This window comes from Streptomyces sp. iso_384 (assembly GCF_056172905.1).
Genome location: NZ_JBWBTT010000001.1, coordinates 3,635,822 through 3,656,614, shown reverse-complemented (window position 1 = coordinate 3,656,614; position 20,793 = coordinate 3,635,822). Strand labels below are relative to the sequence as shown.

16 protein-coding genes, 3 pseudogenes and 1 riboswitch are annotated in these 20,793 nt (G+C 73.3%); of the genes and pseudogenes, 6 read left to right on the top strand and 13 right to left on the bottom strand.

From position 1 onward, the window contains the following. Positions 1-82: 82 nt before the first annotated feature. Positions 83-736, bottom strand: a pseudogene (locus AC0VY3_RS16315) (GNAT family N-acetyltransferase); the annotation flags it as partial. Positions 737-1,076: 340 nt separating this feature from the next. Between AC0VY3_RS16315 and AC0VY3_RS16310 the strand changes: the two are divergent. The 5 genes from AC0VY3_RS16310 to AC0VY3_RS16290 all read left to right on the top strand — a co-directional run bounded on the left by AC0VY3_RS16310 (position 1,077) and on the right by AC0VY3_RS16290 (position 5,585). Next, positions 1,077-1,958 (top strand): RNA polymerase sigma factor SigF, encoded by an 882-nt coding sequence (locus tag AC0VY3_RS16310; RefSeq protein WP_475549872.1) that lies wholly within the window; start codon positions 1,077-1,079, stop codon positions 1,956-1,958. Between the two features lie 138 nt (positions 1,959-2,096). Continuing rightward, a complete protein-coding gene (locus tag AC0VY3_RS16305) occupies positions 2,097-2,990 on the top strand; it encodes a TetR/AcrR family transcriptional regulator (protein WP_475549871.1) in 894 nt (297 codons plus the stop codon). A 71-nt stretch (positions 2,991-3,061) separates the two neighbouring features. Continuing rightward, positions 3,062-3,955, top strand: a complete 894-nt coding sequence (locus tag AC0VY3_RS16300) for a beta-keto acid cleavage family enzyme (RefSeq protein WP_030082469.1) — start codon at positions 3,062-3,064, stop codon at positions 3,953-3,955. A gap of 62 nt (positions 3,956-4,017) precedes the next feature. Beyond that, the gene (locus AC0VY3_RS16295) at positions 4,018-5,025 is read left to right on the top strand and encodes a 3-hydroxyacyl-CoA dehydrogenase NAD-binding domain-containing protein (RefSeq protein WP_103510365.1); all 1,008 of its coding nucleotides are present in this window, start codon (positions 4,018-4,020) and stop codon (positions 5,023-5,025) included. Further along, positions 5,022-5,585 carry a thioesterase family protein gene (locus AC0VY3_RS16290; protein ID WP_258047247.1) on the top strand — a complete coding sequence of 188 codons (564 nt, stop codon included), beginning with the start codon at positions 5,022-5,024 and terminating at the stop codon, positions 5,583-5,585. The genes AC0VY3_RS16295 and AC0VY3_RS16290 overlap by 4 nt, the downstream gene beginning before the upstream one ends. Positions 5,586-5,927: 342 nt before the next feature. Here the strand turns inward: AC0VY3_RS16290 and AC0VY3_RS16285 are convergent. Then, a pseudogene (locus AC0VY3_RS16285) lies at positions 5,928-6,658 on the bottom strand (adenosylcobinamide amidohydrolase). A gap of 228 nt (positions 6,659-6,886) precedes the next feature. Here AC0VY3_RS16285 and AC0VY3_RS16280 point away from each other — a divergent pair. Then, positions 6,887-7,810: pseudogene (locus AC0VY3_RS16280) on the top strand (PRC and DUF2382 domain-containing protein); the annotation flags it as partial. Positions 7,811-8,077: 267 nt separating this feature from the next. On the opposite strand, the gene AC0VY3_RS16275 reads toward AC0VY3_RS16280, so the two are convergent. From AC0VY3_RS16275 to AC0VY3_RS16225, 11 genes are all read right to left on the bottom strand, one after another. Then, positions 8,078-8,869, bottom strand: a complete 792-nt coding sequence (locus AC0VY3_RS16275; RefSeq protein ID WP_103510368.1) for an ABC transporter ATP-binding protein — start codon at positions 8,867-8,869, stop codon at positions 8,078-8,080. Continuing rightward, positions 8,866-9,966, bottom strand: coding sequence for a FecCD family ABC transporter permease (locus tag AC0VY3_RS16270; RefSeq protein ID WP_103510369.1), 1,101 nt, complete (start codon positions 9,964-9,966; stop codon positions 8,866-8,868). Before AC0VY3_RS16270 ends, AC0VY3_RS16275 begins: the two co-directional genes overlap by 4 nt. Further along, positions 9,963-11,009: an ABC transporter substrate-binding protein gene (locus tag AC0VY3_RS16265; RefSeq protein ID WP_475549870.1), complete on the bottom strand. Its 1,047-nt coding sequence runs from the start codon at positions 11,007-11,009 to the stop codon at positions 9,963-9,965. The genes AC0VY3_RS16270 and AC0VY3_RS16265 overlap by 4 nt, the downstream gene beginning before the upstream one ends. 60 nt (positions 11,010-11,069) lie before the next feature. After that, positions 11,070-11,256: riboswitch (cobalamin riboswitch) on the bottom strand. 98 nt (positions 11,257-11,354) lie between these two features. Continuing rightward, positions 11,355-12,578 carry a beta-ketoacyl-[acyl-carrier-protein] synthase family protein gene (locus AC0VY3_RS16260; RefSeq protein ID WP_242740763.1) on the bottom strand — a complete coding sequence of 408 codons (1,224 nt, stop codon included), beginning with the start codon at positions 12,576-12,578 and terminating at the stop codon, positions 11,355-11,357. Then, a complete protein-coding gene (locus AC0VY3_RS16255) occupies positions 12,575-12,850 on the bottom strand; it encodes an acyl carrier protein (protein WP_030082444.1) in 276 nt (91 codons plus the stop codon). The genes AC0VY3_RS16260 and AC0VY3_RS16255 overlap by 4 nt, the downstream gene beginning before the upstream one ends. A gap of 115 nt (positions 12,851-12,965) precedes the next feature. Continuing rightward, on the bottom strand, positions 12,966-14,978 hold the full coding sequence (locus AC0VY3_RS16250; RefSeq protein ID WP_475551687.1) for an acyl-CoA dehydrogenase family protein: 2,013 nt from the start codon (positions 14,976-14,978) through the stop codon (positions 12,966-12,968). A gap of 74 nt (positions 14,979-15,052) precedes the next feature. Continuing rightward, on the bottom strand, positions 15,053-16,309 hold the full coding sequence (locus AC0VY3_RS16245; RefSeq protein ID WP_103510373.1) for a beta-ketoacyl-[acyl-carrier-protein] synthase family protein: 1,257 nt from the start codon (positions 16,307-16,309) through the stop codon (positions 15,053-15,055). Further along, entirely contained in the window at positions 16,293-17,408 is a 1,116-nt protein-coding gene (locus AC0VY3_RS16240; protein ID WP_475549869.1) for a beta-ketoacyl-ACP synthase 3, read from the bottom strand. The genes AC0VY3_RS16245 and AC0VY3_RS16240 overlap by 17 nt, the downstream gene beginning before the upstream one ends. A 100-nt stretch (positions 17,409-17,508) precedes the next feature. Continuing rightward, positions 17,509-18,441, bottom strand: a complete 933-nt coding sequence (locus AC0VY3_RS16235) for a carbohydrate kinase family protein (protein WP_103510375.1) — start codon at positions 18,439-18,441, stop codon at positions 17,509-17,511. Positions 18,442-18,676: 235 nt separating this feature from the next. Beyond that, positions 18,677-20,047, bottom strand: a complete 1,371-nt coding sequence (locus AC0VY3_RS16230) for an MFS transporter (RefSeq protein WP_475549868.1) — start codon at positions 20,045-20,047, stop codon at positions 18,677-18,679. After that, positions 20,044-20,721, bottom strand: coding sequence for a helix-turn-helix domain-containing protein (locus tag AC0VY3_RS16225; protein WP_475549867.1), 678 nt, complete (start codon positions 20,719-20,721; stop codon positions 20,044-20,046). Before AC0VY3_RS16225 ends, AC0VY3_RS16230 begins: the two co-directional genes overlap by 4 nt. Between the last annotated feature and the right edge of the window lie 72 nt (positions 20,722-20,793).

The following is a 20,793-nucleotide window of genomic DNA, read 5'->3' as shown; positions in this document are numbered from 1 at the left end:
CCCGTTCGGGACTTCCGGCCCGGGACCTCCGTCCTCCCGCCGGGATGCCGCAGGTCCCGTCGTACGGGTGCCGGCGGCCCGGTCAGCGCAGTGGGGGCCTACGGTTCCCATCGGCCGGCGGAAGCGTGGCGGGGACGAGGGCCGCGATGAATTCCGTACGCCGGCGGAGCCGGAACCCGAGGGACTCGTAGAGCCGTACGGCCCCGGTGTTCGAGGCGGACGCATGCAGGAACGGCGTCTCGCCGCGCTCTCGGATGCCGTGTGCGACCGCCAGGACCAGCCGGCTCGCCAGCCCCTGCCCCCGTACGGACTCGTCCGTGCAGACGCCGCTGATCTCGGTCCAGCCCGGCGGGTGCAGCCGCTCCCCCGCCATCGCCACCAGCGCGCCACCCCGGCGGATGCCCAGACAGGCGCCCAGCTCGACCGTGCGCGGCAGGAAGGGGCCGGGGCGGGTGCGGGCCACCAGGTCAAACATCCCCGGCACGTCCTGCGGGCCCAGCAGGACCGCCTCCGGGTCGGGCGCGGCCTCCACCGACGCGTCGACCAGCTGAACGCCCTCGGCCCGGAAGGTGATCTCCCACTCCTCCGGCGGCTGCGCCTGGAGCGCGGCCAGGGCGACGGAGCCGCCCGGCCCGGCGAGCGCCGCGACATCGACCCAGTCCTGGTCGTCCGGGTCGTCCGGGAGCCCGATCCAGGGGGTGACGTCGACGGGGTAGCGCAGGATCCGCCCGCGGCGCGCCCGCTCGGGCGAGGGTGCGCGCCCGCGTGGACGAGCGGCGAAATCGACTCATCCGTAGGCCAATACGCGCCTGTCCGGTCCCAACGACCGCCTGCCTGTGGCACTCTGGTGGCGACCGCCCCACCGGGCTCCCCCGTACCGGTGGGGCGGTTTCCGTGCCCGCCTGCGGCTCGCGCCTCTCCGTGACGGCGCCTCAGAGCCGAACCCCGCCTGTTTTCGGCCAACTCGCACCGTGTGGCCAGATCAACTCCCTCCGATGCGCATGCGAGCCGTACCCCTGGGAAGGCGAACAGGCCTCAGGGCCTACGAATCCAGGAACCAGGGAGCGTGAAGCGACATGACCGTGCACAGCGCGCAGACCGTACGGACGGCCGGTACGGAGCGGGCGGGCGCCACCGAGGAGCTTCCGTGGATCGAGGATGCCGGGAAGATCGCCCCGATGGACGCGCGCCGGCTCTCACGTCTCTTCTTCGACCGCCTGCAGGTCCTGGAGGAGGGCACGCACGAGTACCAGTACGCGCGCAACACCCTCATCGAGATGAACCTCTCCCTCGTCCGCTTCGCCGCCAACCGCTTCCGCAACCGGGGCAGCGGCGACATGGAGGACATCGTCCAGGTCGGCACCATCGGGCTGATCAAGGCGATCGACCGCTTCGACCTCTCGCGGGAGGTCGAGTTCACGTCGTTCGCCGTGCCGTACATCGTCGGGGAGATCAAGCGGTTCTTCCGTGACACGAGCTGGGCGGTGCATGTGCCGCGGCGCCTCCAGGAGCTGCGGGTCGATCTCGCGAAGGCGAAGGAGTCCCTGGCCGGCGACCTCGACCGGGATCCCACGGTGCAGGAGCTGGCGGAGGACCTGGGGATCGAGGAGTCGGAGGTCACGGAGGGAATCGTCGCCTCCAACGGCTACACGGCGGGCTCCCTGGACATGCCGACCGACACCGCGGAGGCCGGGCCCGGCCAGCACTCCGGGCGCACCTTCGCCGATGTGCTGGGCGAGCCGGACCCCGCCATGGAGACCGTGGAGAACCTCCACGCCCTCGCGCCCCTGCTGGGCGAACTGGACGAGCGGGAGCGCCGGATCATCGACATGCGCTTCGGGCAGGAGATGACCCAGGCGCAGATAGGCGCGGAGCTCGGGATCTCGCAGATGCATGTGTCCCGGCTGCTGAGCCGGATGCTGGGCAAGCTGCGGAGCGGGATGCTCACCCAGGAGTGACCTGGCCGGCGTCGGCCGGCGATGGGGCGTTGCGGTTCTGACTGATGCATCAGTCAGAACCGCAACGCCCTTTTTCCATAACGAGACCACTTCTACTGGTGTTGAGGTTTTCTCAACACATGGCTACGGTGGTCGACCATGCAGCAGGACGAGGTGGCCGCCCGGGTCCGACAGGTGATCGACGCGGCGGGTGTGAGCGCGCGCGAGTTCGCGCGGCGGATCGTCATCGATCCGTCGAAGCTGTCCCGTTCCCTGAACGGCACCCGTCGCTTCACCGCCGCCGAACTGGCCCGGATCGCGGACATCGGCGGCGTGGACGTCGGCCTGCTGATCGGTGCGGCGGGCTCGGCAGGCGGCACGGCGGCCGGTGCGGCATCAGCGGTGTCGCCCGCGCGTTCCCCGTCGGCCCATCGCCCGGCGTCGCCCTCGCCCGAGGGCGGCAGGCCGCTGCAGATCGTGCGCGAGACCGTCCGGCTGATCGCCGAGCGCGGGTTCCATGCCGTGCGGGTCGCGGACATCGCCGCGGCCTGCCACACCAGCACGGCCGCGATCCACTACCACTTCCCCGGCCGTGACGAGCTGCTCGAAGCGGCGGTCCGCTGGTGCATGGACGAGGACACCCGTCGCCGTGCCGACGCCACCGCCGGTACCCGGCACGCCGGGGACGAGCTGCGCCTGCTGATCGAGCTCCAGACGCCCCGCACCGAGCAGCAGCGGCGGCAGTGGTGCGTCTGGCTCGACCTCTGGGCCGAGGCCGCCCGGTCCACCACGGTCGGACGGCTCCATGGGGAGTACTACCGCCAGTGGCGCGGGACGGTCGCGGAGGTGATCCGACGCGGTGTCGAGCAGGGCGTGTTCCGTCCGGTCGACGTGGACGGCGCGGCCCTCGCCCTCACCGCACTGATCGACGGCCTGGCCTCCCAGGTCCTGGCCGCCGAGCCCGGCTCCCCGGGCACCGGCGCCCAGTCCATGCACGACGCGCTGACCGCCCACGTGGACGCCTGCCTGACCGCGCCCGACCCCGGCCGCTGACTCCACCTCGCACCCCTCGCAACCCCTAGTTCCCCGAACTCCCCGAACTCCCCGAGAGGAGACGTTTTCGTATGCCCGTGAACCAGGACGTCATCATCACCTGCGCCCTCACCGGAGCCGGCGACACCGTCGGCCGCAGCCCCCATGTCCCGGTGACGCCCGCGCAGATCGCCGCCTCCGCCGTCGAGGCCGCCGGCGCCGGGGCGGCCGTGGTCCACATCCACGTCCGCGAGCCGGAGACCGGCGCGCCCTCCCGCGATCCCCGCCTCTACCGGGAGGTCGTGGAGCGGATCCGGGAGACCGGCACCGATGTGGTCATCAACCTGACCGCCGGGATGGGCGGCGACCTCGTCATCGACCCGGAGGCCCCGCTCCGTCAGCTGCCGGGCACCGACCTGGTCGGCGGACTCGACCGGCTGCCCCACGTCGAGGATCTGCTGCCGGACATCTGCACCCTGGACTGCGGTTCGCTCAACTTCGGCGACGGCAGCAACCTCTACGTCTCCACGCCCGACATGCTGCGCACCGGCGCGAAGCGCATCCAGGAACTCGGGGTCCGGCCCGAGCTGGAGATCTTCGACACCGGGCAGCTGTGGTTCGCCAAGCAGCTCCTCGCCGAGGGGCTGCTCGACGACCCCACGGTCTTCCAGCTCTGCATGGGCATTCCGTGGGGCGCGCCCGCCGACCCGGGCGTCCTCCAGGCGATGGTCACCATGCTTCCGCAGGGCGCCCAGTGGGCGAGCTTCGCGCTCGGCCGGATGCAGATGCCCTGGGTCGCCCAGTCGATCCTGCTCGGCGGACACGTCCGGGTCGGTCTGGAGGACAACCTCTATCTGGGCAAGGGCGTCAAGGCCACCAACGGCCAGTTGGTGGAGCGCGCCGTGCGGATCACCGAATCACTGGGTTCCCGGGTCGCCACGCCCGACGAGGCACGCGAAAAGCTCGGCCTGCGCCCGCGCGCCTGATCACCCTCCCGTTCCACTCCCCTCTCTCTCCTCTCTCCCCCCGCCTTCCTGGAGTGCTGCCCGTGACTGTCACCCCCTCTGCCGCCCCCACCGACGGCCCCGCCGCCCCCTGCGCCCCGGAGGACGTACGCCGTGTGGCGTGCGTCGGGGCCGGGGTGATCGGCGGTGGCTGGGCGGCCCATTTCCTCGCCCGTGGTTACGACGTCACCGCCTGGGACCCGGCCCCCGACGCGGCCGACCGGCTGCGCCGGCTCGTCGCCGCCGCCTGGCCCGCGCTGGAACAGCTCGGCCTGGCCGACGGAGCGTCGCAGGACCGGCTGACCGTCACCGCCACCCTCGAAGAGGCCGTGGCCGAGGCCCAGTTCGTCCAGGAGAGCGCCCCGGAGAAGCTGGACCTGAAGCGTGATCTGCTGGCCCGGCTGGACGCCGCCGCGCCCGCCGGCACGGTGATCGCCTCGTCGACCTCCGGCTATCCGATGACCGACATGCAGACCGAGGCCGCCGACCCCGGGCGGCTCGTCGTGGGGCACCCCTTCAACCCGCCCTACCTCATCCCGCTGGTCGAGGTCGTCGGCGGTGACCGGACCGCGCCCGCCGCGGTCGACTGGGCCTCGCGCTTCTACGCCGTCGCGGGCAAGTCCGTGATCACCATGGACCGCGAGGTGCCCGGCTTCATAGCCAACCGGCTCCAGGAGGCCCTGTGGCGCGAGGCTCTGCACATGGTCGCCAACGGAGAGGCGACCGTACAGGAGATAGACGCGTCGATCACCGAGGGGCCGGGGCTCCGCTGGGCCGTGATGGGTCCGATGCTCACGTTCGCGCTCGCGGGCGGCGAGGGCGGGATGGCCCATATGCTCGACCACTTCGGCCCGTCGCTGAAGTCGCCCTGGACCCGGCTCGAAGCACCCGAACTGGACCGTGCCCTGTACGAGGCGGTGGTGGCCGGCTGCGAGGAGGCCGCGGACGGCCGGAGCATCGCCGATCTGGTGGCCGAGCGGGACCGCGGCGTCATCGACGTGCTGCGTGCCACGGGCCGACTGCCCCGGTCCGCCGAGGAGGCGACCCGATGAGCGAGCACACGCGTTCCGAGGACACCGACCACGTGGACACCCATCCCGAGGACGACACCGTGCAGGACACCACCAACGGCCTTCCCCTCTCCCGCAGCACCGTGCGGCCCGAGTGGATCGACTACAACGGCCATATGAGCGAGGCGTTCTACGTCCTCGTCTTCGGGTACGCCACCGACGCGATGATGATCGAGACCGGTCTGCACGCCGGGTACCGGGAGAGCACCGGCTGCTCGCTCTACACCGTCGAGTCGCATCTGCGCTATCTCCGCGACGTCGCCGAGGGCGCCCATCTCGTCGTCCGCACCCGCCTGTTGGGGGCCGACGCGAAGAAGGCGCGCTTCTGTCACGAGCTGTACGTGGTCGACGCGCCGGACGGCGTACCGGAGCCGGAGGCCGTCCCGGTGGCGACGAGCGAGCTGCTGGCGCTCCATGTGGACCAACGGGCCGGCCGCACCGCCCCGTTCCCGGACCCCGTACGCGAACGGCTGACCGCACTCGTCGAGCCGGCGCCCGAGTGGGCAGGCCGCTCGATCGCCGAGGTGTCGGCGGCCCGCTGAGCGGGCGGCGGTTCCGGGGCCCGGCCCCGTTGCCGCCGTGTTGCGTGGGGGGTGACGGGCCGTCGCGGGGTCGTGGCCAAGTCGGGCGACACGCTTCCGAGGGTGCGGAGCGCGTCCCACGGTCCGTATTCAGCCCGTCACCGCCCCCGTGCGAGGTACCGCATGAGCCAGCCCCTCGACTCCGTCACCGCAGGCCACACCCCCGAGGACCAGGAGCGGGGGCCTGCCGGCGCGGGCGGCGGACCGTTCGGGGCGCAGGCAGCCGATGGCCACCGCGCACACCACCCAGGGCTGTCCGTTCGACGCGGTGGTGCGGCACCCGGTGACGGTGGTCCGACCCGGTCACGCTGCCGGGCGGGCTCCCGCCAGTACGGCCGTGTGGACGGCGCGGGCGATCCGCGCGCCCCAGGTGGAGCGGGGTCCGGCGAAGGGTTCGCCACCGTCGGGCCCCGGTTCGGGGGCGGCGACGCACACGGCGTCGGTGGGGGTGCCCGAGCAGTCGAGTCCGGCGTCCAGGAGGGCCTGGACCTTGGCCTCGGTGGCGGTGGCGACGGCGTTGACGAGGGCGGCGTCGGAGAGCGCGGCAGGAAGGGTGACGACGATGTTGACCGTGCCGGGCCGGAACGAGGGGGCCCGGTCGTCGTCGGGGGCCGCCGCCCAGCCCCGTACACCGAGGCCCGCCGTGACGGTCGCCGTGACACCGCCGTCGTGGCCGGTCGCGTACGCGGCGACGTCGGCGGCGGTCATCAGCCCGGCGCCCGGGCCGGTGAGCCCCTCCGCTGCGGCGATCTCGGCGAGGTGGCGGTCCGGGTCGAGGCGCGGGTAGCCGCCGGGGACCTGGGCGTTGAGGATCCAGGCCCGGGGGCCGATGCCGCCGCCGAGCACCGCGCTGCTGCAGACCCGGACACCGGGCCCCAGCCGCCAGAGGAGGTGGTGGAGGCGGTGCCCGTCCTCGTGCCGGTCGCGCAGTTCGCCGCGTTGCGCGGGCAGCCGGACGCGTACGGAAGAGATGGCGCACCCCTGGAGGCTCGGCGGTTCGGCAGGTCGGCGGTGGTCCGTCGTACGGCCGCCACGGTCCGCCGATCATATGCGGGACCTGCGTCGTCACCCGTTCGGCCTAATAGGTTTCGGGGCGGCCCGGCACCGCCGCACGGGGCCAAGGCCCCGCACCGGGCCTTCGAGGACCTCGATCCGGGCAAGCGGCCGGTTGCAGCGTGCATGCGGGTGAGGCGCGATGGAATTCGGACGCGCCACCTCCGGTGGAGCCAACCACAGGGCGTGCCCGAGAGGAGGAATCGGTTATGGGAGCCGCTGACGGTTTCACGGATTCCGGAGAACTCGACGGTCTGACCGTGTACGACAACGACGGCGAGAAGGTCGGCAGTGTGGGCCGGGTGTACGTCGACGACGACACCGGCAAGCCCGACTGGGTCACGGTCAAGACCGGTCTGTTCGGCATGAAGGAGAGCTTCGTCCCGCTCGCCGGATCCCGTCGAGTGGGCTCCGACCTGCACCTAGCCCATCCGAAGGACAGCGTCAAGGACGCGCCGCGGGTGGACGCGGACGCGCACCTCTCCGTCGCGGAGGAGGAAGAGCTGTACCGGCACTACGGCCTGACCAGGAAGTCCGGCAACCTAGGTGACGACCGGTCGGCCGGCATGGACGCGCCGACCACCGCCGGGACCGGGGCGATGGGCGCGGCCGGTGCCGCGGGTGCGGCAGGTGCGGCCCGTGGGACCGGAACGGCCCCCGGAGCCAGGGCGACCGGGAAGGCGACCACGGCCGGGACGAGCGCCGGGACGGCCGGCGCGGGAACGACAGGAGCTGCGGGCATGGCAGGAGCAGGCAGCGGTACGGGCAGGCACCGCGACACGGACGCCTCCACCACGGCACGCCCGCTGGCGGGCGCCGGAGCGGGCACGTCCCGGGCGGCCGACATGAGCGGCAAGGAGGAGATGATCCGCTCCGAGGAGCAGCTGCACGTCGGCAAGGAGGAGTACGAGAGCGGCAGGGCGCGGCTGCACAAGTACGTGGTGACCGAGGAGGTCACCCGGACCGTGCCCGTGTCCCACGAAGAGGTCCGCGTGGTCCGCGAACCGTTGCAGCCCGGCGAGAAGACCGTCGGGACGACGGACCTCGGTGAGCAGGACGTCGAGGTCACCCTGCACGCGGAGCGCGCCACCGTGCGCAAGGAGGCCGTGCCGGTGGAGCGGGTCCGGCTGGAGACCAACCGGGTCACCGAGCAGAAGGAGGTCTCCGCCGAGATCCGCAAGGAGAAGATCGACTACGCGGACGGCAAGGACATGGGCACCGGCAAGGACACCGATGGCGAGTTCGGCCAGGGGCGACGCCGCTGACCAGCACCTCCTCAGGTGGCCACACGGCCGCTCCCACGTCCTCGGCCGCCGGGCGGACTCGTACACGGGTCCGCCCGGCGGGCTGTCCGGGGGCGCGACCGCGCTCAGCGGCGTACCGAGAGGACCGTACGGCGCTCAGCGGCGCGGCAGAAACCGTACCGAGGGGCGTCCGTCGGGGCCTTCCGGGGTGACGACAGCCCGGACCCCGTAGACGTCCTCGATGAGTTCGCCGGTGACGACCTCGGCCGGGGTGCCGCCCGCGACAACCCGGCCGGCCTTCATCACGGTGATCCGGTCGCAGAACATCGCGGCGAGGTTGAGGTCGTGCAGCGCGACGACGCTGGTGACGGGGAGTTCGGCGACCAGGGCGAGCAGGTCCAGCTGGTGCTGGATGTCGAGGTGGTTCGTCGGTTCGTCCAGGAGGAGTTCGCGGGGCTGCTGGGCCAGGGCGCGGGCGATCTGGACGCGTTGCCGTTCGCCTCCGGACAGGGTGTGCCAGGACTGGCCGGACCGGTCCGTGAGCCCGGTGCGCCGCAGCGCCTCGGCGACGGCGTCCTCGTCGGTGCGGTCGGGGGCGGACCAGGCGCGGCGGTGCGGGATACGTCCGAGGCGTACGACGTCCAGGACGCTGAGGTCGACCTGGGTGACCGCGTGCTGGTCGACGACGGCGATCCGGCGGGCGACGGTGCGGCGGCCGAGGCCGGCGAGGGGGTTCCCGTCCAGGGTGACGACACCGGTGGCCGGAGCGAGGAGGCCCGCGAGGATCCGCAGCAGGGTGGACTTTCCGGAGCCGTTGGGGCCGATGAGTCCGACGGTGGAGCCGGGCGGCGGGGCGATGTCCACGCCGTCGAGGATGAGCCGGCCGCCCGCCTCCCGGCCGACCCGCTCGGCGCGCAGGCCGACGGAACCGTGCGTGGTGCGGCTCATGACGTGCTCCGGGTGCGGTACAGGACGAGGACGAAGGCGGGGACGCCGATCAGCGCGGTGACGACGCCGACCGGTACCTCCTGCGGGTCCAGGACGGTCCGGGCGAGGGTGTCGGCCCACACCAGGAAGATCGCCCCGGCGAGTGCGGTGACCGGCAGAAGCCGCCGGTGCCCGGATCCGGTGACGGCGCGGGCCGCGTGCGGCAGGACCAGGCCGACGAAGCCGATCGCCCCGGCCGCGCTGACCAGGGCGGCGGTCAGCAGGGCCGTGGTGCAGAGCAGCACGATCCGGGTGCGGGCGACGTTCACGCCGAGCGCGGCGGCGGCGTCCTGCCCGAAGGCGAAGGCGTCGAGCGTACGGGCGTGGGCCAGGCAGACCACCAGGCAGACGGCGAGCACGGCGGAGCAGAGGACGACCTCGCTCCAGCCGACGCCGCTGAGCGAGCCGAGGAGCCAGAACAGCACCCCGCGGGTCTGCTCGGCGTCGGCGGAGGTCATCACGACGAAGGAGGTGAGGGCGGAGAAGAGCTGCATCGCGGCGACGCCGGAGAGGACGACCCGGTCGGTGGAGCCGCCGAGGGTGTGGCTGAGCAGCAGCACCAGGGCGAACGAGCAGATGGCCCCGACGAACGCCCCGGCCGACAGCGACACCGCTCCCCCGCCGACCCCGAGGACGACCACCACGACCGCCCCGGTCGAGGCTCCGGAGGAGACGCCGAGGACGAAGGGGTCGGCGAGCGGGTTGCGCAGCAGGGACTGCATCACCGTGCCGCACACCGCGAGCCCCGCGCCGCACACGGCGGCGAGAAGGGTGCGGGGCATGCGGAGGTTCCAGATGATGCCGTCCCGGATCGGGCTGAGGTCACTGGCGCCGAACCCGAGGTGCGCGGCGACGGCGGACCAGACGTCGGGCACGGAGATCCGGGCGGGCCCGATGGTGACGGCGACCGCGACGGAGGCCAGGAGGAGGAGCAGGCCGCCGCTCCAGAGCAGAACGGTGAACGGCGCACCGACCCGGGCGGGGCCGTCGGGGCGGACGGCGGCAGGCGGTGCGTCGGCCGGCTTCCCGACCGTACGGCTGTCCGTGCTCGCCCTCACCCCGCGAGCCCGAAGTCGCGCAGTCCGGCCGCGACGCGCTCCAGGCCCTCGACGGTCCGGATGGTGGGGTTCATGGCCTGGCCGCTGAGCAGCACGTAACGCCGGTTCTTGACGGCGTCCATCGTCTTGGTGACCGGGTTGGACTCCAGGAACTCGATCTTCTTGTCGGCGCTCTCGGCGGTCTGCGTCGTACGGCTCAGGTCGCCGATGACCAGGACGTCGGGGTTGCGGTCGGCGACGGTCTCCCAGCTGATCTGGGGCCATTCGTCGTGGGTGTCGTCGAAGACGTTCTTCGCGTCGAGCTCCTTGGTGATGACGCCGGGGGCGCCGCAACAGCCCGCGAGGTAGGGGGCCTTGGAGTCGGAGAACCAGTAGAGAAGGGAGGCGTCGGAGGCGTCGACGCCCTCGGTGGCCCGGTCCACGCGGGCCCGGAGCTTCTTCACCAGGGCGTCACCGCGCTCGGGGACGCCGAACACCTGGGCCAGTTCGCGGACTTCCGTGTAGACGCTGTCCATCGTCAGCGGTGCGGTACGGGCTCCGTCGCCGCCGCCGCTGTTGTCCTTGCCGGTGCAGTCGGCGGGCGAGATGTACGTGGGAACGCCGAGCTTCTCGAACTGTTCGCGGGGGGCGACGCCGCCCTTGGCGAGGGTCGAGGCGAAGGAGGCGCTGAGGAAGTCGGGCTCCTTGTCGAGGACCTTCTCCGAGGAGGGCCGGTTCTCCGATATCCGCTCGACCCCGGCGTTGGCCTTCTCCAGGCCCTTCATGACCGGGTCGCTCCAGGTGGCGGTCCCGGCGAGCCGGTCCGCGAGCCCGAGCGAGAGCAGGATCTCGGTCGACCCCTGGTCGACGGAGACGGCCCGCCGGGGCGGGGCCTCCACGGTGACGGTGCGCCCGCAGTTCTCGAGGGTGAGCGGGAAGCCCTCGGTCTTCTTCCCGTCGGCGGCCCCGGTGCTCTCACCCCCGCCGCAGGCGGTCAGCAGGAGGAGCCCCGCCGCGAGCAGGGCGGCGGTACGTATCGGGGCGAGGGTGGCCGTGGACAGCACGAAGGACCTCTGTGTCTCTGGGCCCAGCCGCGGAGCCCGTCGTACGGTTCCCGTGCCCCGGTGCGGGCGCGGGTGCCAGCAGGTCTTCGGACTCGGGTTCGTCCGGGCGGGACGCCTTCCCGGAGCAGGTGGGTGCTCCAGTGGCCGTGGCCCCGCCCGTCCCCCTCACCGCTGCGCGTCAGTTCCGGTCTCGCACCGGATTCCCTGACCCCGTCGCTGGGGTTCGACTGGCCCCGGCAAGCTATCACGCGGCTCCGCGGACCAGGCGCGGTGCGGCGGGCCGCTGGGCGCGGGCCGGTGCGGCGCGGGATCGGCCTGCCGCACCGGCCCGGGCGGACTGCGTCGTTACGGAGCCTGGAGGGCGATCACCGCGTTCTGGCCGCCGAAGCCGAAGGAGTGGCTGACGGCCCGCCGTACCGGCACCTCGCGCGGGGCCTTGGTGACGCAGTCGATGTCGAACCCGGGCGCGGGGGCGTCCAGGTTCGCGATCGGCGGGATCATCCCGTGCTGGAGCGTGAGGATCGTCAGGCCCGCCTCGATGGCGCCGGCCGCGCCCATGCAGTGGCCCAGTACGCCCTTGGGGGCGGTGACGGGCGGCCGGTGCGGATAGGCCCGGCCGATGAGGGCGGCTTCGGTGGCGTCGTTGAGGGGGGTCGACGTCCCGTGCGCGTTGACGTGGTCGACGTCCTCTGGCCGCCAGCCCGCGTCGCGCAGCGCGCCGTCGACGGCCGCCCGCGCCACGTCCCCGGAGGGGTGGGGGCTGGTGGGGTGGTGGGCGTCGGTGGTGGCGCCGGTACCCGCGATCAGGGCCCGGGGGGAGGCGCCTCTGGCCCGGGCGTCCTCGGCCCGCTCCAGGACCATGACGGCCGCGCCCTCGCCCATGACGATCCCGGCCCGGTCCGCGGCGAAGGGCCGGCAGAGGCGGGCGGGGTCGCCGTCCCGCGGTGCCGCCGCGCCGGAGCGGGCGAAGCCGGTCATCGCGACCGGGAACACGATGGACTCGGTGGCCCCGGCGATGGCGATGTCGCAGTGGCCCAGCGTCAGCATGTCCCGGGCCACGGACAGGGCGGTCACCCCGGACGAGCAGGCCGTGCACGGGGCGAGGCTGGGTCCGGTGGCCTTCATCCGGATGGCGATCTCGGCCGCGGGCATGTTCGGGATGGTCAGCAGGATGCCCGAGGGCGAGGTGGCCTCGGGGCCGCGTCGCTCCAGGGCGACGGCCTGTTCGGTGAGTCCGGCGGATCCTCCGCTGCTGGTGCCGACCACGACGGCGACCCGGGCGCCGTCCCACCGCTCGGGGTCGAGCCCGGCGTCGGCGACCGCCTCCCTGGCGGCCAGGACGGCGAACTTGACGTACCGGCCCATCCGGAACGCGGTCCGGCCGCCGACCGCGTCGTCGAGGTCGATGCCGGAGACCGTGCAGGCGAAGTCGACGGCGCAGCCGTGCAGTTCGGGGACGGTGCGGGCGGGCGACTCCCCGGCGCAGACTCCGTCCCAGGTGGTGTCGGTGGTGTGGCCGACCGGGGTGATCATGCCCAGCCCCGTGACGGCGATGGCGGGTCGCTTCATCGGGTGTTGCTCACCGGCACCGTGGCATCGGCCGCCGCGCTGCCGACGGCCGCGTCGATGTACGCGGAGATGTCGGCCAGCGTGGCGTCCTTGTACAGCTTCTCCGAGTCCGCGTCGACGCCCAGCGTCTCCTTGATGATGACGGCGAACTCGGCGACCGCGAGCGAGTCCATCTCCAGGCTGTCCATCGTGGACTCCGGCAGGATCTCGGCGGCGGGCACCTTGAACGTCCCGGTGAGTACCTCGGTGATCTTGGGGTGGATGGTCTTCATGGCGATTCCTCTCATCGGCGTTCCATCGGCATCTGGCCGGCTCGGGTTTTCCCGTACGGCGGATAGCTGAACGCAGCGACCCACCGTCCGAAGTAACTGGATGACTATCTTCCGGTTACGCCTTGGGGCGAACCGATTCGTCTACGCTCACCTGCGGCTTCTCGAACCATCGGGAGAGCATCGAGGTGGTTCCCCAGTACGCCAGTAGGACCCCGCGGGTGCCGAGCGCGGCCACCTTCTCGCGCAGTGGGCGCCTCCTGCTGCCGCAGTTGGGCCGCTTGAATTCCGCCGCGCGGCCCCGGATTCCCGCCCTGCGGCCCCGGTGCCAGGGCCCCTCGGGGTCGTCGTAGACGTCCGCGTAACCGGGTCCGGCGATCGGCCAGTCCGACATCAGGCGCTCGGGAAGGGCGAAGGACCCGACCAGGGCGGGGGTGTGCGCGGCCACGGCGGCGATCGCCCGCTCCACCAGGTCGGGCAGAAAGGTGACCTGATCGGCGGTCAGCCGTCCGGAGGCGAGCAGGTCGCCGCTGTTGCGGGCGATCCACTGGAGTGCGAAGAGCCTGCGCAGCTCGGTCAGCCGCTCGCGCGCCTCACCCTCGGGCAGCGCGGCGACGGCCTCGGCGTACGCTTCGTCCGCCTGCCGGTAGGCGTACGCCTCGACGCCGCGCAGCGCGGCCGGGGAGGCGGCGTTCCAGCGGCCGAGCGGGTCGCCGGGCGGGGCGGCGCTCATCCGCTCCCGGGCACGGGCGAACCAGAGGTTCTCCAGGGCCGCGACGAGCCGGCCGAGGAGGGCCGGGTCGTCGAACTCGCCGGGGCCGCCGTCGGCGTCCGCCTCCCCGGCGGTGGCACTGAACAGCATCTCGGCGGCGGCCTTGGCGTGCACGGCGAGGTTGTCGCCCTCGGCGGTGATCGCGCCCTCGATGCCGGTGAACAGTTCGGTCATGCCGTTGTTCTCCAGGAGCCCCTGGGCGCCGCACCGTTCACGGCATTCGACGATGACGCCGCGCGCCTGCCAGGTGATCCACCCCTTGGCGACGGCCACCAGGCGCTCCGCCTCGTCCCGGTCGGCCTCCGGGGCCGACTCCCAGCGGTCCAGGGCCCTGCGGTGCAGCAGACTCATCGCGTAGACGGTGGCCATCGCCCCGGCCAGCGGCCCGTGATGGGTGCGGTGCGCGTACACCGGCACCTGTTGCGCGGCGCGCGATCCGGAGATCATCCGGTGACCGGCGTAGCGAACGGCGATGGCCAGGGTGACCCGGGCCGAGCCGACCGCGCAGGCGCTCATGGAGAGCTTGCCGGGGGTGACCCGGCCGATGGAGGTGAGGAACCGCCTTCTGCGGTTGGGGATTTCGCTGTGGAAACGTCCGTCGTCGCCGATCCGCCCCTGCTGTCCGGCGAGCATCGCGCCGCGCGGGACGAAGCAGTGGTCGAAGGAGGTCAGACAGTGGTCGACCGGGGAGCCCATCCGGGCGGGCAGCCGCCGCACCCGCACGCCGGGCAGGGCGCGATGGGCGTCGGTGAGCGGGGTGAGGAAGAGGAAGACCCCGCGGTCGGCGCCCTCGGCGAGCAACCGGGCGGCCACCACACCGGACTTGGGGCCTCCGGCGGGACTGGTGTTGGGCATGAACTTCTGCGCCCCGGCATGCGGGGTGTGCAGGACGAAGCCGTCGCGTGCGGGGTCGTACGTCGCGGTCGTCTCGACGGCCGCCGCGTCGTTGCCGTGCGCCACCTCCGTACAGAGGAAGGTGCCGACGCGCCGCAGGGCGAGGAAGTCCGACAAGTCGCGCAGGGTGTCCGCGTCGTGGTCGAGGAGGCTGCCGAGGAAGAGGTTGTAGTGGATGCCCGCCACGGTGGTCAGCGCCGGGTCGACCGGGCCGAGCCATTCGTGCAGGGCGGCCAGCGCCCGGGGGTCGGCCGCCAGTCTCGCGCCGCTGTCGAGCGCGTTGTTGAGGATGCGCATCCGGTGGTAGGAGAGGGCGAGTCGTTCGTCGGGGGTGCCGCCACCGGGGCGGCGAAACGGTTCTGTTGTGAGCAGCCGCCGCCAGAAACCGTGTTCCTGACGGAAGTTCGGTCCGAAGAGCACTGCGGTGAGCAGTTCGTTCGTGGACGGCGGGGCCGCGTCGTTCATCATGACGGTCACAACACAGTAACGATCAAGGAACGGCGAGGACACCCCCCGCCGTCCCGAAATGCCCTCGTTTATCAAGCGCGTTGGAAGGCGAGGGCGACGTTGTGGCCGCCGAAGCCGAAGGAGTGGCTCAGCGCCCGCTCGACCCGCTGGTGACGGGGCTCCTTGGTCACGCAGTCGAGCGGGAAGGCGTCGGGGAGCGCGTCCAGGTTGGCGATCGGCGGAATTGCGGAACGTTCCAGCGTCAGGACGGTCGCCACCGCCTCGATCGCGCCCGCCGCCGCCAGGGTGTGCCCGACGACGCCCTTGGGCGCGGTCACCGGCGGCCGGTGCGGGAAGAGCCGGGAGATGAGAGTGGTCTCCATGGCGTCGTTGAGGGGTGTGGAGGTGCCGTGGGCGTTGATGTGGTCGACATCGCGCGGCGTCCAGCCCGCCTGGTCGAGCGCCGCCTGGACCGCCCGCTGGGCGCCGTGACCGTCGGGAGCCGGGGCGGTGGGGTGGTGGGCGTCCGTGCTGGAACCGGCCCCGGTGAGCAGGGCGCGTGGACGGCCGCCCCGGGCACGGGCCCCGGCCTCGCGCTCCAGGACGAGCATGGCCGCGCCCTCACCGATGACGAAGCCGTCGCGGTCGGCGGCGAACGGGCGGGACGCGGCCGCCGGGTCGCCGGTGCGGGTGGACAGCGCGCCCATCCGGGCGAAGGCGGTGACCACCAGCGGGGTCAGCACCGATTCCGCGCCGCCCGCCACCACCACGTCGCAGCTGCCGCCGAGCAGCAGATCGCGGGCGACGGCGACGGCGGTGGCCCCGGAGGCGCAGGCGGTGGCGGGGGCGAGGCTCGGGCCGCCCGCCTTGAGCGCGATGGCGACCTCGCCCGCCGCCGCGTTGGGGATCATCATCGGGACCAGCAGCGGGGAGACCGCGTCGGGGCCCGAGGCCGCCAGCCTGGCCGCGTTGTCGACGAGCACGGAAACACCACCGACGCCCACGCCGAGCACCACACCGACCCGGCCGCCGTCCCACCGTGCCGGGTCGAGGCCGGCGTCGGCGACGGCCTGCCGGGCTGCCACCAGGGCCAGCTTCACGAACCGGGCCATCCGCCACACCGAGCGGCCGCCCACCGCCGCGTCCAGGTCGATGCCGTCCACCGGACAGGCGAAGTCGACCGGCAGACCGGCCAGCTCCTCGCACCGCCGGGCGGTGGAGTGCCCGGAGCACAGCCCCTCCCAGAAGCTGTGCTCGTCCGCCCCTGCGGGTGTCACCAGACCGACCCCCGTCACCGCGATGGCGGTGCCGGTAGCGGCCTCGGTGCCCTGATCAGCGGGGAGCGACATGCTGTGTTCCTTCCGTAGTTTCCGTGGAAATGGTCTGTGGGGTCCCCGGCCAGCGAAGCGCCGCCGAACCCCAGGTCAGTCCGCCCCCGAAGGCGGTGAGCAGCACCCGGTCGCCGGCGCGGAGGAGGCCCCCGTCCGCCGCGTCGGCCAGGGCCAGCGGGATGGAGGCGGCGCCGGTGTTGCCGACCCGCTCCAGATGGGTGACGCAGCGCTGCGGCGCGATCCCGACCCGGTCGGCGACGGCCCGCAGGATCCGGGCGTTGGCCTGGTGCGGCACGAAGCGGTCGACCTCGGCCGGGTCCCAGCCGACCCGGTCCAGAAGTGTCCGGCAGGAGCCGGTCATCCGCTCGACGGCGTGCTGGTAGACGGTGCCGCCCTGCATCCGGAAGAACCCGTCGCCCGGGCCCGGCGGCTTTCCGCTCGCGCGTGCGCGGGCCCCGCCGCCGGGGACGGTGATCAGCTCGTAGCCGGTGCCGTCGCTGCCCAGGTCGAACGCGAGCAGTTCCCCGGGGTCGCCGGAGCGCCCGGCCGCCACCAGGGCGGCGCCCGCCCCGTCGCCGAAGACGACGCCCGCCGAGCGGTCGGCCGGGTCGAGCCAGGCCGAGTAGACGTCGGCGCCGACCAGCAGGACCCGCCCGTAGAGGCCCGAGGTGACCAGCCCGTGGCAGACGGCCAGTCCGTAGACGAAGCCGCTGCACACGGCGGCGAGGTCGAGGGCCGGTACGGTGCCGAGCCCGAGCCGGGCCGCGAGCGCGGGGGCGGTGCCCGGACAGAGGTGGTCGGGGGTGGCGGTGGCGAGGACCACCGCGTCCACCCCGCCCGCCGCCGGGGCGCGCGCCAGCAGCCGGGCGGCCGCCTCGTAGGCGAGGTCCCCGGTGGCGACGCCCTCGCCGACGCGGTGCCGGCTGCCGATGCCGGTGCGGCGGCGGACCCAGGCGTCGTCCACGTCCCAGTCGGCGGGCAGCCGGTCGTTGCCGACCGGTTCCCCCGGTACCCAGCCCGCCACGCCCTCCAGCACCGCCGTGCGCGTCCCGGCCGCTAAGACGCCCGCCCGCGTCCCCGGCTCCGTACCGCTGTCGGCCGTCCGTCTCCTCGCCACCCGTTGCCCCGATCCCGTTGTCGTGCTGCATCGGGTTGACGAACGGCGGAACGCCTCACGAGGGTGCGTTCGACTGCGCCGAACGGGTCATGACGAGGCGTCAGTTGTGCGCCAGGGCTTCCCGGAGCTCGTCCGGGCCGGGCGGGTTGGCCCCGGCCCGCGAGACGGTCACGGCGGCGGAGGCCACCGCGTGACGCAGGACGTCGGCCACGGTGTCCCGGTCCACGGCGCGCAGCCGCTCGCGCGCGTCCGGGCCGAGGAGATGGTGCGCGGCCAGCGCGTGGAGCGTCCCGGACATGAACGCGTCGCCCGCGCCCACGGTGTCGGCGACGGTGACGGGCAGCGCTTCGACGGCGGCCCGGCCGCCGTCGAACAGGGCGAACGCACCCGCCCCGCCCCGGGTGACGAGGACGAGCGCGGGACCGGCGGCGAGCCATCGCTCGGCGACCCGCTCCGCCTCCTCGTCCGGGTGCAGCCACCGCAGATCCTCGTCGCTGGCCTTCACCACGTCGCTGAGCGCGACGCAACGCTCGACGCGGGCCACGGCCGAGGCGTGCTCGCCCATCAACTCGGGCCGCACATTGGGGTCGTAGCTGACGGTGGCGCCGGCCCGCAGCGACTCCACGGCAGCCAGGACCGTCGCGGCCCCGGGCTCGACGACGGCCGCGATCGAGCCGGTGTGTACGTGGAACGGCGCCCGGTCGAGCGCCACCGGGCCCAGGGTCCAGTCGACTTCGAAGGTGTACGTGGCGCGCCCCTGGTCGTCCAGGGCGACTGCCGCCGACGGGGTGGGGCCGGTGGCGTCGTCGGTACGGACCTCGACACCGGCGGCGGTGAGATGGTCCCGGACGAGCCGCCCGTAGCCGTCCTGCCCCAACTGGGTGAGCAGGGTGGTGTCGTGGCCCAGGCGGGCCAGTCCGTACGCGACGTTCGCGGGGCTGCCGCCGGGGTGTACCCGGTCGGCCTCGCCAGGCAGCCGGACGATGTCGGCGACGCATTCGCCGATGACCAGCGAATCAAGTCGGTCGAGCATGGAGGGGATCTCCTGGGGTGCCGTTGTGCGCGGTGGTGTTCGGGGCGACTGCGCTCCGAGGTTCAGGGACGGTCGCTCCCCGAAGAACCGCCATGCCCGTGCGGTCGAAGTCATCACTCCTGTCCGCACTCTGCCCGCGTTGTGCGATTTCCGCAAAGAACGTCGCCCGCTCGACGGTGTGGACCGTGTGCCGTGGACGCGCGTCGATCTGCTCACCCAGCCGCCCGCCCGGTCCTCAGGGCGCATCGCCCGTCATGACGGCTCCGACATCCGCCCGCCCGGCCGCGGCGCCCGGGAGCGGCTTCGCGGGCGCGGCGCGGCGGACCCAGAGCAGGGCTCCGGCCAGTACGACAGCGGCGGCCAGCAGCCAGGGCAGCGGGCCCGTGGGCAGGGTGCCGGCGGCCAGTCCGGCGCCGGCGGCGACCAGTTGCAGGGAGAGCGACTGGACGGAGAGGGCGGTGGCGCGGCCCGAGGCGTCGACCCGGCGGTGCAGCAGATCGTTCTCGTTGGGGCCCGCGGCACCGAGGCCCAGGTACACCAGCGCGTATCCGGTGACGGCGACCGCGGTGGCCGGCGGGCTCATCGAGTGCGCGGTGAGGCCGAGCAGGGCCAGCCCCAGCGACACCAGCCCGAGGCTCGCGAGCACCGCGCGCTCACTGCCGCCGGTCAACCGTGCGACGAGCGGAGCGAGTTGGCTGCCGAGGGCGGAGCACAGGAATCCGGCGCAGGCGAGCCCGGCGAAGACCAGGGCCCCGGATTCGGCCGTCCCCATGAGGGCGGCGGCCCGGCCCGGGGTGAGCAGTTCCACGGCGGCGAACGCGGCCCCGGCGGCGCTCGCGGTCAGCAGAACGCGCCGGATCAGGGCGTCCCGGGCGCCGAGCCGGAGACCGGCGGCGATGGCTGCGGGCACGCCTCCCACGACCCGGCGCAGCGTGGTCCGGGGCCGGGGAGGTTCGGGCAGGGCGCCCAGCACGTAGAGCACGAAGACGACCTCGATCAGCGCGCCGAGCAGGGCGGGCACGGAGAGCGGGATGACCAGGCCACCGGTCGTGTCGGCCAGCCACTCCCCCGTGCCGGGGGCGAGGCCGAGCAGCCAGGGCAGCCCGCCGCCGAGCAGGGTGCCGAGCGCGAGGGCGGCCGAGGTGGCGGAGCTGCCGCGCGCCAGGCCCGTACGCAGCTCGACGTCGGGGCCCGCGTGGGCGTGGACGGTGTCGACGTACCAGGCCTCGGCGGGCCCGCTGGACAGGGCGCGGGCGAGACCCATCAGCCCCATGCCGAGAACGATGGCCCAGGCCGCCGCGCCGAGGCCGATGAGGGTGAAGGCGGTGAGGTTGAGCAGCCCGGCGACGGCCAGGACGGGGCGCCGGCCGATGACGTCGGACAGTCCGCCGGTGGGCAGTTCCATCGCGGCGGCCGTGAGGGAGTGGACGGCGTAGCAGGCGGCGACGGCGGCGAGACCCATGCCCCGTTCCGTGAAGAGAAGGACTCCCGTCGCGATGGACATGCCGATGGGGAGCCAGAAGAGGAAGGAGACCGTGACGAACCGGCGGCGCGCGGTCGCGCTGTCCAGGCCGTGACCGGTGTCGGCGGCGGGCCCGCCGGTCATGAGGCGTCTCCGGCAGCGGCGGCGTCCGGGCCCGCGGCGTCCGTCGGCCCGGGTTCGGCAGGGGTGTCCGCGCTGCCCTGACCGGTCACCGGGTCCGGGGCCAGCGGGAGTCCGGCGGTGAACAGCACGACCTGCTCGGCGCGGGGGTCTTCGGCATCGCGGGCGGTCAGCTCGTCCGTCTTCGCCTGGAGCACCTCCCACAGCTCGGCGAGCGATTCGGGGGTCAGCCGGGGCATGAAATCGTTGACGCCCGACGGCTCCTGCCATTCCCGGCCCAGCCGGCCGCTCTCCAGGTCCGCCTCGTGGCGGTCCAGCGACCGCTGGAGGTGCTCGATCTGACGGCGGTGCAGGACGCTGAGGAGCGTGCTGCCGCCGGGGCTGCGGCGCATCGCCTCGTTGCTCCACGAGGTCATGTCGTGCACGGACTTCCAGCGCCGTTCCCTGCTGTCGCGGTGGTCGGCCTCGACGACGAACGCGTACTTGGCGAGCACCCGCAGGTGGTAGCTGGTGGAGGCCGAGGACTCCCCCGTCCTGACCGCGAGCTCGCTGGCGGTGGCCGGGCCGTGCTGCCGCAGCAGCCCGAGCAACGTGAGGCGCAGGGGGTGGGTGAGGGCCTTGAGGGCGGCCCCGTCCTGTGCCGGATCGAGTACGCGACGACCGTCTTCACTGTCCATGACCGCAGCGTAAGGCGGAAGGAGCGCTTTCCCAAAGTATTTTTGCAGAATATTTTTGGGAAACTTGGGCGG